This window comes from Prevotella mikamonis (assembly GCF_055381405.1).
In genome coordinates, this window is sequence record NZ_AP035785.1 from 1,411,988 (window position 1) to 1,424,305 (window position 12,318).

13 protein-coding genes are annotated in these 12,318 nt (G+C 47.4%); 3 read left to right on the top strand and 10 right to left on the bottom strand.

Annotated elements, in window-relative coordinates; translation table 11 throughout:
- Positions 1 to 142: 142 nt before the first annotated feature.
- Genes ACZ42L_RS06065 through ACZ42L_RS06105 form a run of 9 tightly spaced genes read right to left on the bottom strand, consistent with a single transcriptional unit; the run spans position 143 to position 7,849 of the window.
- Positions 143 to 1,243 (bottom strand): DegT/DnrJ/EryC1/StrS family aminotransferase, encoded by a 1,101-nt coding sequence (locus tag ACZ42L_RS06065; protein WP_464707043.1) that lies wholly within the window; start codon positions 1,241 to 1,243, stop codon positions 143 to 145.
- 12 nt (positions 1,244 to 1,255) lie between these two features.
- The gene (locus ACZ42L_RS06070) at positions 1,256 to 2,194 is read right to left on the bottom strand and encodes a GNAT family N-acetyltransferase (RefSeq protein WP_464701932.1); all 939 of its coding nucleotides are present in this window, start codon (positions 2,192 to 2,194) and stop codon (positions 1,256 to 1,258) included.
- Complete coding sequence (locus tag ACZ42L_RS06075; RefSeq protein WP_464701460.1) at positions 2,182 to 2,589, bottom strand: sugar 3,4-ketoisomerase; 408 nt, start codon at positions 2,587 to 2,589, stop codon at positions 2,182 to 2,184. Before ACZ42L_RS06075 ends, ACZ42L_RS06070 begins: the two co-directional genes overlap by 13 nt.
- A gap of 49 nt (positions 2,590 to 2,638) precedes the next feature.
- Positions 2,639 to 3,796 carry a formate-dependent phosphoribosylglycinamide formyltransferase gene (gene purT / locus ACZ42L_RS06080; RefSeq protein ID WP_464701660.1) on the bottom strand — a complete coding sequence of 386 codons (1,158 nt, stop codon included), beginning with the start codon at positions 3,794 to 3,796 and terminating at the stop codon, positions 2,639 to 2,641.
- A 21-nt stretch (positions 3,797 to 3,817) separates the two neighbouring features.
- Positions 3,818 to 4,141, bottom strand: a complete 324-nt coding sequence (locus ACZ42L_RS06085) for a histidinol dehydrogenase (protein WP_464701461.1) — start codon at positions 4,139 to 4,141, stop codon at positions 3,818 to 3,820.
- 2 nt (positions 4,142 to 4,143) lie between these two features.
- Positions 4,144 to 5,292 (bottom strand): dTDP-glucose 4,6-dehydratase, encoded by a 1,149-nt coding sequence (gene rfbB / locus ACZ42L_RS06090; RefSeq protein WP_464701462.1) that lies wholly within the window; start codon positions 5,290 to 5,292, stop codon positions 4,144 to 4,146.
- A 47-nt stretch (positions 5,293 to 5,339) separates the two neighbouring features.
- Complete coding sequence (locus tag ACZ42L_RS06095; protein ID WP_464701463.1) at positions 5,340 to 5,837, bottom strand: metallophosphoesterase family protein; 498 nt, start codon at positions 5,835 to 5,837, stop codon at positions 5,340 to 5,342.
- Between the two features lies 1 nt (position 5,838).
- Positions 5,839 to 6,477, bottom strand: a complete 639-nt coding sequence (locus ACZ42L_RS06100) for a cytidylate kinase-like family protein (protein ID WP_464716923.1) — start codon at positions 6,475 to 6,477, stop codon at positions 5,839 to 5,841.
- On the bottom strand, positions 6,467 to 7,849 hold the full coding sequence (locus ACZ42L_RS06105) for an MATE family efflux transporter (RefSeq protein ID WP_464707047.1): 1,383 nt from the start codon (positions 7,847 to 7,849) through the stop codon (positions 6,467 to 6,469). Before ACZ42L_RS06105 ends, ACZ42L_RS06100 begins: the two co-directional genes overlap by 11 nt.
- Positions 7,850 to 7,981: 132 nt before the next feature.
- On the opposite strand from ACZ42L_RS06105, the gene ACZ42L_RS06110 reads away from it, so the two are divergent.
- Genes ACZ42L_RS06110 through xseB form a run of 3 tightly spaced genes read left to right on the top strand, consistent with a single transcriptional unit; the run spans position 7,982 to position 10,885 of the window.
- Positions 7,982 to 9,379 carry a S8 family serine peptidase gene (locus ACZ42L_RS06110; RefSeq protein WP_464716924.1) on the top strand — a complete coding sequence of 466 codons (1,398 nt, stop codon included), beginning with the start codon at positions 7,982 to 7,984 and terminating at the stop codon, positions 9,377 to 9,379.
- 19 nt (positions 9,380 to 9,398) lie between these two features.
- Complete coding sequence (xseA, locus tag ACZ42L_RS06115) at positions 9,399 to 10,694, top strand: exodeoxyribonuclease VII large subunit (protein ID WP_464716925.1); 1,296 nt, start codon at positions 9,399 to 9,401, stop codon at positions 10,692 to 10,694.
- Positions 10,694 to 10,885, top strand: a complete 192-nt coding sequence (gene xseB, locus ACZ42L_RS06120) for an exodeoxyribonuclease VII small subunit (protein ID WP_464701468.1) — start codon at positions 10,694 to 10,696, stop codon at positions 10,883 to 10,885. Before xseA ends, xseB begins: the two co-directional genes overlap by 1 nt.
- Positions 10,886 to 10,892: 7 nt before the next feature.
- On the opposite strand, the gene cls is transcribed toward xseB, so the two are convergent.
- A complete protein-coding gene (cls, locus tag ACZ42L_RS06125) occupies positions 10,893 to 12,317 on the bottom strand; it encodes a cardiolipin synthase (RefSeq protein WP_464716926.1) in 1,425 nt (474 codons plus the stop codon).
- Position 12,318: the final 1 nt, after the last annotated feature.

The following is a 12,318-nucleotide window of genomic DNA, read 5'->3' on the forward strand; positions in this document are numbered from 1 at the left end:
CGCTGCAAAGCCACGGCAGTAAATCAAGGTGTATGAACAAGCCCACCAAAGGAGTATAACCTGTCTCCTTTGGTGGGCTTTCGTCATTCTTATAATCGAAGATTTTCCGCTCACATCGGGCAATTTTCCTATTCTTTCCCTGTCACTCGCGAGGGTAGGAATTGACCACCCTAACCACTTCTTCCACTTCTTCATCGGTCAAAGCAGGATGAAGGGGCAGACTTAACTCTTGCCTATGGATTTGCTCGGTGACGGGGAAACTGAGCTGATTCCAAGCCGAGTAACATTTCTGCCGATGCGGAGGAATGGGATAATGAATCATCGTACCCACGCCATGAGCCAGCAAATATTCTTGTAGGGCATCGCGCTCTTCGCACAATATGGGGAAGAGATGATATACATTGTCAGCCTGTGTGCGCGGAATATGGATTTTCGGATGGTCGATATGGGTTTCGTAGAAATGGCCGATGGTCTTGCGTCGGGCATTCGTCTCATCCAGATATCTCAGTTTGACTGACAGAACAGCAGCTTGAATCTCGTCCATACGACTGTTCACCCCTTGCCAGTCAAACACATACTTGCGACTACTGCCGTAATTGCCGAGTGTCCTGACACAGTCGGCCAGAGTTTCGTTATCGGTCGTAACAGCACCGGCATCACCCAAAGCACCAAGATTCTTGCCGGGATAGAAGCTGTGGGCAGCTGCATGGCCGAATGTGCCTGTCTTCCTACCATGCCACATACAGCCGTGAGCCTGGGCATTGTCTTCTATCAACAACAGAGGATGCTTTCGACAAAGTTCTCCGATTTGCTCTGTATAAGCACAACGCCCATACAGATGGACGATGAGAATGGCACGCGTACGGGGCGTAATGGCATGCTCGGCTGTCGTTCCGTCTATCTGCAATGTCTCTATATCTGGCTCTACCAATACAGGTTTGAGCCGGCAACGCGAAACAGACAAAATAGAAGCGATATAAGTATTGGCCGGCACGATGACCTCGTCGCCTTCGCGTAGCAGTCCCAATTCGATATAGGCACGGAATATGAGTGTCAACGCATCCAGTCCGTTGCCACAGCCGATAGCATACCGACTCCCGATGTACTCGGCATATTGCTCTTCAAATCGTCGTGTAGCCGCACCTTGCAAGTACCATCCGCTCTCGACCACACGGTCAATAGCCTGTCGGATTTCAGCCTCATAGGGTGCATTCACTTCTTTGTAACTGAGAAACGGTATCATACTTCCATTCGTTTAAAGTTGCCACTCATACCAGTCGTAGCAGACACCACGACCACCAAATCCTTCTTTCTGAAAAATGAGATTGGTATTCAGATAGTTGCCAAGCTGCTCTGTAGACTTACCGAAATCGAAATAAGGCATATCTTTGAAAGTGTGGTGAATGAGCACATCGAATAATAAATCCAGTGCACCCAGGGCCTTGCCACGCGGAGAAGCAGAAATATATTGTACATGAACCACCTGAGAAGAGACATAGACAAGCACTCCGGCAAGTGTTTCGCCAGCCTCCCTGGCTACAAAAAGGCGGATGTTCTGAGGAAAAGATTCCCTGAGTCGGCCCATCTCCTCCAACGTATGTACAGGTGCGGTGTGATACTTTGATTGCAAATTGGCATTGAGAACATCCCAAAATGGGGCGAAATCAGAGGTCTCTTCTATCGCCAGTTGATGTTGCAAAGCCTTACGGCAACCCCGACGTCGCAATTCTGCAAACCTGAGATTGGCAGATGGAAACAGGGTACTGGATATATCACGGGCTATCAACTGCGCCTTGCAGACATGAATCAGGGCATACAAATCTTCTTCTGAAGGTATCTGATGATAAATCCACGGAATGACTTTGTAGACGACACGGCAAATACCCTCGCGCTGCAAATAGTCATTGGCAGACTGAAAAACATCGCAAACGGATTGTGCAGTGGCCTGATATTGTGTGAGCAGACCGCCATAGGTAAGTCCTTGATGAGAATAAAGCGTGTTGCCATCGCGATTAGCCGGCAGCACGGCAAAGAGTCGTTTTTTTGAATAAACCATCAAAGAAAAATCGGAGAAACGATTACGATGATAGTCCATATAATCGCGCAGAAACAAGAATGTGCCTTGGCGGGACGCCTTGACAAAACCATCCCACACCTCTTTCATTGCCGGACTGTATCGCTTTATTTCAAACATTTCACGTAATTGATATATTCATCGTATTCCCGAATGTAGTCAGTTTCGTCAAAAGGGTCTGACGCCAAGACCAGACAAACGGCTCCCGAAGAAAATTTTTCGAGTGTGCGCCAGATATCGGTATCGACCAATAAACCTTGATTGGGATTGTTCAGGAAATAAGATTGTTGTTCCTTCCCGTTGTCGAGCGACACTTCGAACGAACCACTCACGGCTATGATGACTTCCTGACACTGCTTGTGGGCGTGTCCACCGCGGCATCCGCCACTCGGAATATCGTAAACCCAATAAACGCGCTGTGGCACAAAAGGGAGAATGTCGCCCTTTTGTGCCACAGTAAGATTCCCACGGAGGTCTCTGATTTTCTGTAAATTGATGAGTTTACCTATTTCCATTAAAAACTGTTTTAAATCTGCTTCCCCACAGGAGAGAAGTGGGAAAGAATCATAAAATCGTTGCAGCCAGACGCTTGGCTTTACTACGCAGGGCATCCATGTCGCAGCCTATCTCGCCGTAGCAGAGCACTACCCCCATACGACGCCCTACATGCTGGTCGGGTTTTCCAAAGATTCGGACGCGTGTATAGTCTTCTTTCAACGCATCTACAAGATTGAACTCCGGTGCATGGTCGGCCTCTTCCTTTGCCAAAACCACAGCCGAGCAACCGTAATGTTCCAGATGTATACCTGCAATAGGAAGCCCCATGACTGCACGGAAATGCAATTCAAACTCGCTCAAATTAGTGGTATGTCCCAATGTTACCATACCGGTATCGTGCGGACGAGGCGACAATTCTGAGAATATAACCTCTTTGTCCTTGGTCAGGAAAAACTCCACGCCCCAGATTCCTGCTCCCGTCAGTGCTTTAGTCACTTTGTCGGCCATCTCCTCGGCAGCTTTCAGAGCTTCATCGGGAATGGCATAAGGCTGCCAGCTCTCGCGATAATCGCCACTCTGCTGTACATGCCCGATAGGAGGACAGAACAATGTCGGCCCATCTTTCTGGGTGACGGTAAGCAGGGTAAACTCGCTTTCAAAGTGTATAAACTCCTCTACGATGATTTCCTTAACGTCGCCACGACTCCCCTCCATCGCATTGTGAAAGGCAGCATCCAGCTCATCGGCACTCCGAACGATGCTCTGGCCATGCCCACTTGACGACATCAGCGGCTTGACGACACAGGGGAAACCTATCTCATCGGCAGCTTTCTTAAACTCATCGTAGGTCGTCGCATAGAAATATCTGGCTGTACGGATGCCTAACTCCTGGGCAGCAAGGTCGCGAATAGCCTTACGATTCATCGTAAAGTTGACGGCACGCGCACTAGGCACGACTTGTATGCCCTGCGCCTCGAAGTCGAATAGCCGCTCGGTGCGGATAGCTTCTATCTCCGGTACAATGATGTCGGGACGATGTTTAGCTACTATGGCAGCCAAGGCATCGCCATCGAGCATGCTAAACACTTCGCGCTCATCGGCTACCTGCATGGCCGGCGCATTGTCGTACTTATCGCATGCTATCACATATTGACCGGCACGTTTGGCCGCAATCGTAAATTCCTTGCCTAGTTCTCCAGAACCTAGCAACATAATCTTCTTCATTGTCATGACGTTATATATAGGTTATTGAGGATGTATCAGATTCTTCACCATTTGCCACTCAGGCGTAATAGCCAACCGTCGCAGATGACTTGCTATCTGTGCAGCCAATTCTTCCATCGGCATCTTACGCTCGTCGGCCAACGCTTTCAGGGTTTCCTGCCGATGATTGAAGAGTCCATAGAAGTGGAGCAAGATTTCTTCATCGTCTATATTCAGCAGGTGGAGAATGTGTTCCACGTAGTGTGCCGTTTTATGACTGACACAATCGGGATTTTTCCCCAACTGAATAAGGAAGGCATGAAGCTCTGCCCCTACCGCATCTATAGCCTGATTGTCTGTTGCCATCGTTATCTATTGCCGTACATTTGTTCGTAGTACTTCTGATAATCGCCGCTAGTCACCTCCTGAATCCATTGCTGATTCTCCAGATTCCACTTGATAGTCTTCACAATTCCCTGTGCAAACATGGTCTCAGGATACCACCCCAACTCGTTCTTAATCTTGGTTGGGTCAATGGCATAACGCTGGTCGTGCCCCAGACGGTCGGACACAAACGTAATCAAATCATCGTTAATCCAATCTATACGAATCTCGCCGTTCTCATCAAGCTCCTGCTTCTTCAGCACCTGACGAAGATTCTTATCTTCCGCCATCATATCGTGGATAGTCTTAATAGTCAACTTCACAATGTCGATATTCTTCATTTCATTGTGTCCACCCACATTGTAGACCTCGCCGTCGCGTCCCTCACGCACAACCATGTCGATAGCCTTGCAATGGTCTTCTACGTACAACCAGTCGCGTACATTATCGCCCTTACCATAGACAGGTAGCTGCTTGCCTTCCAATATATTGTTGATGATTAATGGAATCAGTTTCTCCGGGAAATGATAAGGACCGTAATTATTAGAACAACGAGTGATGGTCACTGGCATGTGATAGGTGTCATGATAAGCCATGACAAAGAGGTCGGCACTCGTTTTTGAGGCACTATAGGGACTATGGGGGCAAAGCGGTGTCTCTTCTGTGAAGAATCCTTCGGCACCGAGAGAACCATACACCTCGTCGGTAGCTACCTGATGGAAACGCTTACCGGGTTTCCAGACAGGATAACCCTGCTCGTCTTTCCCCGTAACCCAAGCCCGACGAGCTGCGTCAAGCAAGTTCTGTGTGCCGAGAATATTGACAGAAAGGAAAAGCTGTGGGTCTTCAATAGAACGGTCGACATGACTTTCGGCAGCAAAATTGACAACATAGTCGATGTCGTTTTCGGCAAACAGCTTGTCAGCCAATTCCCTGTCGCGGATGTCACCACGCACAAAGAAGCATCGCTTATTATCTATATTATCCTTAATCGTACCCAAATTCCCGGCATAGGTCAGGGCATCCAAGACAATAATCTTAATTTCCTCTTCCTTGTACTTCTTGTCAAGCAGGTATTTAATAAAGTTTGCTCCTATGAAACCTGCGGCACCGGTAACGAGATAAGTTTTCATAATCCTAATTTTTAAATGATTATATAATGATTTTATTGTTTCTATATTCAACCTTTAGTTCCCAACGTCACCACTTCGCAATCGGTGAACTTACTACCCTCAATGGTGAGCCTTACGAGGGTACGGTCGTGATGCCACCCTTGCATTCCGGCTGCTCCGGGATTAATATGCAACAGATTCAGCGACTTGTCGAACTTCACTTTCAGGATATGCGAGTGTCCGCTGATAAACAGTTGGGGCGGTGAAGCGTAGATAACTTTACGAATTGACCAGTCATAATTGCCGGGATATCCCCCTATATGCTTCATCAGCACATCCACATCTTCGCATTTGAAACGGAGTGTTTCGCGAAACATCAATCGCAAATCTCCACCATCTATATTGCCACAAACAGCTCTCAGAGGACGGAATGCAGCCAATCGGTCGGCTATCTCCGTTGTGCCAATATCGCCGGCATGCCATATCTCATCACAAGGTTCGAAATACTTCAAGTACTGTTCGTCCCAATAGCCATGTGTATCGCTGATAATTCCTATCTTCTTCATGCTATTCTGCTGTCTCAGAGAGGTTGAAACGTTTGCGAATATAGTGGGCAATCAACTCCACGGTAGCATCTATCCCCAACAGAGATGAGTTGACACATAGGTCGTAACAAGTGCTATGCCCCCACTTCTTACCTGTATAGTAATTGTAGTACGATGCCCGTTCGCTCTCTTTATACTCTATCAGCTTGCGGGCTTCTCCCTTCGTTATATTCTTACGGTCGCATACACGCTGCACCCGCTCGTCCATGTCGGCTGTAATAAAGACATTGACCGTATTTTCGCGGTCTCGCAATACATAGTCGGCACAACGTCCTACAAACACACAGCTGCCTTGCTCGGCCGCCTTTCTGATGGCATCGCTCTGAAATTGAAACAGACTTTCTTGCGAAATATTGTTCCGATAGAAGTTACTTTCTCCTAAAATCGGTACATGACTATGAAACAATGCTCGCATAAAGCCTTTCTGCTCATCATTCTGTTCAAAGAACTTCTCGCAGAACCCACTCTCCTTTGCAGCCAGATTCAGGATTCCCTTATCATAGAGCGTACATTCAAATTCCTTGGCCAAAAGGTCGGCTATGATGCGACCACCGCTTCCAACCTGGCGTCCTATATTGATGATGAGATGCTTATTTTTCATGTATAGAGTCGTTAAATTGCTTCTTGAATTTCCCCATGTAGACTATCATAATCCAGGCAGCCACAACCGCTGCAATGAAATCGGATGCAGGTAGCGATGCCCACACACCGTCGATGCCATAGAATGGTGGCAATACAGCCAACAAAGGTAGCAGGAATAATAATTGTCGGGATAACGAAAGGAAAATACTAATCTTCACTTTGCCGATACATTGGAAGAATGTCGTCACCACCATTTGGTATCCTATAATCGGGAATACCAACATCGTGATACGCAAACCATGGACCGCCTTATCTATCAGGGTGACATCTGCCGTAAACAAACGGGCACACATCTGGGGCAAGAACATGGCCACTACCCATCCCACAAAGGTGATGGCAGTAGCTCCCAATACCGAGAGCTTCAACACGCGCAGCATCCTGTCGAACTGTAGTGAACCGTAGTTATATCCTGCAATAGGCTGCATACCTTGGTTGATACCCATGACAAACATCACAAATACAGTTTCAACACTGTTAGCTATGCCGTACGCACCTACCGCCATATCGCCCCCATAGCGGACAAACTGATTGTTCATGAAGATGACAATGATGCAAGTACATACATTCATCAGAAATGGAGAAATACCGATGCCGATGATATTCCTCACCAAGTCGGCCTTCAATCGATAGATACCACGCTTCAAGTGCAACAGTTCATTCTTGTTACTAAACAGCTTCAGCTGCCACACCAGTACCGTGGCCTGTGACAGTATCGTGGCTAAAGCAGCACCACGAATTCCCCAATGCCACCACCAGATGAAGACGACATCCAACAACACGTTCATCACCACCGTCATAATAGTGGCCATCATGGCTACCTTGGGTTTACTGGCTGCACGCAACATGGCATTCATACCAAAGTACATGTGCGTAAATACGTTTCCCAACAGAATGATTTGCATGAAGCTCCGCGCGTAAGGGAGGGTCTGGTCACTAGCCCCAAAGAATCGGAGTATCGGATCTAGGAATAGCAGACACACGACCGTCAGGAAACAACCGACCAACAAATTCAGCGTTACTGTGTTGCCAAGGATATTCTCTGCCGACTCATAGTCTCTTTGTCCCAACTTCACCGAGACTGCCGTAGACGAGCCTATGCCCACCGCTGCACCGAAAGCAGCCGATAGATTCATAAACGGGAACGTGATGGCAAGGCCCGAAATGGCCATAGGTCCAACCACTTGCCCTATAAATATACGGTCGATAATGTTGTACAACGACGCTGCCGTCATCGCTATAATGGCGGGCAAAGCATATTGCCAAAGAAGTTTCCCCACCGGCTGAGTGCCTAATTCAAGGGTTGCTGACTTATTATCTGTACCGATTGTCATAGTTGCAAAGTTACAAAAAAAATAACACACGTACTATCGCCCTCATGCGTTTTTATTGAAAAAGCAATATATTCTTTTGTGTTTCAAATGGTTTTAATTATTTTTGCAAGTCTAAATATCAGTAAATTCGGCATGAGAAAGTATTTATCGCTAATGGTTATCATGATGATAACGAGCCTACAGACAGCTGCAAAAGGCTACGAATCACATAAAGTTTCCTATCCCGGCGGTAAATGTTTTATGTTCCGAGTTTCATTTACAGATAAACAGGGAACACAATTTACCATTCATCATCCAGAAGATTTTCTCTCTCCACGGGCTATCATGCGCCGCCAACGGCAGCACATTGCCATCGACTCTACCGACCTCCCAGTGAGTCAGGTCTACATTCAAGCACTTCGAAAACACAGGCTTGAAATCGTCGGTAAGAGCAAATGGAACAATTCGGTGCTTGTACGATGCGACAAGGTATCGCAGATTGATTGTCTGAAAGGTCTTCCTTTCATTCGCGACATACGTCATGTATTCTCCTCGCCCGACTCCATCGAACCATCCCAACGCGTCAATTTCAAAAAAGATTTCAACCGATGGGATACCCTTTCGCACAATCCTTACGGAATGGCCGAGGACCAAATCAAGGCGCTGAACGGCATCCAGATGCACCGAGCTGGCTATACAGGTAAGGGCAAAGTAATAGCAGTGCTTGATGCCGGCTTCATGAACGTAGACAAAATTCCTGTGCTCCATGGTATAAAACTAGCAGGATTAGCCGACTTTGTTGTTCCTCGAAGCCGAGATATATTCTCAGAACTGGATCATGGAACTATGGTCTTATCGACCATGGCAGCCAATCAAGCCGGCGCATACAAGGGTACTGCCCCCGACGCATCGTATATACTAATTCGTTGTGAAGACCAATATACAGAGAGTCTGGCCGAAGAAGACTATTGGGCGCAAGCTGTCGAATATGCCGACTCGGCCGGTGTAGACGTCATCAACTCTTCGTTGGGCTTTCATGATTTTGACGATCGCACCACCAATCATACTTACCAGGAACTTGACGGACAACAAACACTCATCTCACATACTGCATCCATGCTGGCCGGCAAGGGTATAGTCCTTGTCAACAGCGCGGGGAACGACGGTATGGGAACATGGAAGAAGATTAATTTCCCTGCCGATGCAACAGATATATTAACCGTGGGTTCTATCAGTCCCAATGGTCTTAATGCGGCTTTCAGTGCCGTAGGCCCGACGGCAGACGGTCGCATCAAACCCGACGTTATGGCTTACGGAAGTCCCACTACCGTCATATCAGGTCGCGGAACTATCATCAACGACATGGGCACTTCTTTCTCAGCGCCACTCATTGCAGGCATGACAGCTTGTCTATGGCAAGCACTCCCCGATAAGACTGCGCTTGAAATCATTGACTTGATACGTAAGAGTGGTAATAATTCCCTTCATCCCAATACCATTATGGGATACGGTGTACCCGATTTCTGGAAGGCTTTCCAAGCTGGCAAATAATCACCCACCCCCTCTCTCTATGCAGCATACACTCAGTTTATACGAACTCAATCTACTAGTACGCGAGACTATCGAGACCACTCTCTCACGTGAGTATTGGGTAGAAGCTGAACTTTCCGAGGCACGTGAGGTTCGTGGCCATTGCTACATGGAACTCATACAGAAAGACTACGCTACCAACACCCCCATAGCCAAAGCTTCTGCCAAATGCTGGAAAAACACTTGGGCCTATGTGCGTCCACACTTCGAGCGTATCACCGGACAACAATTACACGCCGGCATGAAGGTTTTGCTCAAAGTCTATGCTAATTTTCACGAGGCATACGGTTTTTCATGGATTGTTACCGACATCAATCCGGAGTACACCATGGGCGATATGGCACGCAAACGTCAAGAGATTATCCGCCAGCTACAGCTGGAAGGCGTTTTCAACTTGCAACGTGAGTTACGTTTACCCATGTTTCTGCAACGCATAGCCGTTATTTCCAGCGCCGGAGCAGCAGGCTATGGCGACTTCTGCCATCAGTTAGCCGACAACGAGTACGGACTAGCTTTCTATCCCACCCTATTTGCTGCAACCATGCAGGGCGAGGAAGTCGAGACTAGTATCATCGCAGCCCTCAACCTCGTCTATCGCCGTCTAGACGAATTCGACGTCGTTGTCATCATCCGAGGTGGTGGAGCTACGAGCGATTTAAGCGGTTTCGACACATTGGCGTTAGCTGAAAATGTAGCCAACTTTCCCCTCCCTGTCATTACCGGCATTGGGCATGAACGCGATGAGTCTGTACTCGACATGATTTCACATACTCGTGTCAAGACACCGACGGCAGCTGCGACCTTTCTCATCCATCATCTGGCCGAGGTGCTTATCCGGATAGAAGATGCCGAACAAACAATACTAAAGGTTGTTGAACGACGCATGGAAATGGAACAAGTAAGACTCAGTCGACTCACAGACAAGATACCCATACTCTTCTCCCTCGCCAGTACCCACCAATCAGCACGTCTCGACCGACTCTATCAGCATCTGTCACAACTCATGGAACAGTCTCTCATTGCAGCCAACCACCGCATAGAGCGACTGGCCTTGCGACTCAATCCCGGTGCAGAACGTAAACTCCTGCAAGAACGGCATCGGCTGGATATGCTGACACAACGGACCGAAGTCCTCGACCCCATGTTATTATTAAAGCGCGGCTACAGCATTACGGTCCACGACGGCCGTGCCGTTTGCAATGCCAAAACATTAAAGTCGGGCGACCAAATAGAGACCCGACTCTATCAAGGAACCATCAAATCAATCATCAAATAATGGCTAAAGAAGAAATTAAATACGAAGAAGCAGTGCGGCAATTAGAACAGATTGTAGCTCGCATGGAAAATAACGAACTCGACATTGACCACATGACCGAGCAACTCAAACAGGCTCAGAAGCTCATTAAATTGTGTAAAGACAAACTTACCAAGACCGATGCCGAAATCAAGAAAGTTCTAGAAAAATAAGGATAGCCTACAACAGCGGAGACAATAAGCGGATAATGGATTCCCAAAGTCGTAAAAGGAAGGGACGGTGCATCAATCGCCGTACTTTCTCGATAGGTACACACTGCTGCAAATCGTCCAAGAATACTTTCTTCATACGCAATGCCAATGCGCTGTCATAGAAGAAAGCATTCGATTCGAAATTGTTCTCAAAGCTACGGAAATCGATATTTGAACTACCACAACTGCATAGAAAATCATCGCTGACCAAGAGTTTGGAATGGTTGAAGCCCCCCTCATAGAGATATACCTTAACACCGGCCTCTATCGTTTCCATCACGTATGAGATACTGGCCCACTCCACCAACTTCGCATCGGTGTGCATCGGAATCATCAACCTGACGTCTACTCCGGCCAAAGCTGCCGTTCGCATGGCAAAAAGAATCGGCTCGGTAGGTAGGAAATAGGGGGTTTCCATATACACATACTGACGCGCTTCGAGCAGTATGCGCACATATCCTTGCATAATATCGGGCCACGGCTGCACAGGACTGCTGGTTACTATCTGTGCCAAACAGTTGTTGTCAATGCGTGAATCTGGCTCAGGATAATACGCATGGTCAGTTATCAATGTGCGATCTACAAAATACCAGTCTATCAAGAATGCCTTTTGAATAGCATAGACTGCCCCCCCCACAATCCTCAAATGAGTATCCCGCCACGGCATCTTGTTTCCCTTGACGTAGCGGAGCGCTATGTTCATGCCTCCGATGTAGCCCACCCGACCATCAATGATACAGAGCTTGCGATGGTTTCGATAATTTACTTTACTGCTGAAAAATGACATAAACTTCACTGGCATAAACGCCCTGGTATCTATCCCAGCCTCACGCATTCGTTCAAAGAAACGATTCCTCGTCTTCCAGCACCCCATATCGTCGTAGACCAGACGTACTTCTACCCCTTGCCGGGCCTTGTCTATCAGCGCATCGGCTATGAGATTGCCCAGTGGGTCGTCCTCTATGATATACGTATCCAAGTGAATGTGATGTTCGGCAGTACCTATATCTTTTAATAGAGATAAAAAGAACTGATAACCATCTGTACAAATATCTACCTCATTATCTTTAAAAGGTAGTGACAGACTTTGGTTGGTAAACAACTTAATCAATGCCCGATATGACTTTGGCAAGCGCAAATCGCGCTGTTCAGCAAACTCCAGCATTGAGCGTTTAGTCAACTGATCTAAGCTCCGCTGACTGATCATACGCTCCTTGCGTGTATTCTGGCCGAGGAAAAAATAAAGTATAATTCCCACAATGGGCATAAAGGAAAGCACCAACATCCACGCCATCGTCTTGACAGGTTGCCGATTATCCATCAATACCTTTACCATAGCAGCCACCACTACAACCGTGTAGATGGCCAGGAAAGCCCAATGTATATAAATCATA

Excerpts from the sequence above, each read along its gene's own strand:
- ACZ42L_RS06065 (WP_464707043.1), bottom strand. The coding sequence starts at position 1,243 with ATGATACCGTTTCTCAGTTACAAAGAAGTGAATGCACCCTATGAGGCT.
- ACZ42L_RS06070 (WP_464701932.1), bottom strand. The coding sequence starts at position 2,194 with ATGTTTGAAATAAAGCGATACAGTCCGGCAATGAAAGAGGTGTGGGAT.
- ACZ42L_RS06075 (WP_464701460.1), bottom strand. The coding sequence starts at position 2,589 with ATGGAAATAGGTAAACTCATCAATTTACAGAAAATCAGAGACCTCCGT.
- purT (WP_464701660.1), bottom strand. The coding sequence starts at position 3,796 with ATGAAGAAGATTATGTTGCTAGGTTCTGGAGAACTAGGCAAGGAATTT.
- ACZ42L_RS06085 (WP_464701461.1), bottom strand. The coding sequence starts at position 4,141 with ATGGCAACAGACAATCAGGCTATAGATGCGGTAGGGGCAGAGCTTCAT.
- rfbB (WP_464701462.1), bottom strand. The coding sequence starts at position 5,292 with ATGAAAACTTATCTCGTTACCGGTGCCGCAGGTTTCATAGGAGCAAAC.
- ACZ42L_RS06095 (WP_464701463.1), bottom strand. The coding sequence starts at position 5,837 with ATGAAGAAGATAGGAATTATCAGCGATACACATGGCTATTGGGACGAA.
- ACZ42L_RS06100 (WP_464716923.1), bottom strand. The coding sequence starts at position 6,477 with ATGAAAAATAAGCATCTCATCATCAATATAGGACGCCAGGTTGGAAGC.
- ACZ42L_RS06105 (WP_464707047.1), bottom strand. The coding sequence starts at position 7,849 with ATGACAATCGGTACAGATAATAAGTCAGCAACCCTTGAATTAGGCACT.
- ACZ42L_RS06110 (WP_464716924.1), top strand. The coding sequence starts at position 7,982 with ATGAGAAAGTATTTATCGCTAATGGTTATCATGATGATAACGAGCCTA.
- xseA (WP_464716925.1), top strand. The coding sequence starts at position 9,399 with ATGCAGCATACACTCAGTTTATACGAACTCAATCTACTAGTACGCGAG.
- xseB (WP_464701468.1), top strand. The coding sequence starts at position 10,694 with ATGGCTAAAGAAGAAATTAAATACGAAGAAGCAGTGCGGCAATTAGAA.
- cls (WP_464716926.1), bottom strand. The coding sequence starts at position 12,317 with ATGATTTATATACATTGGGCTTTCCTGGCCATCTACACGGTTGTAGTG.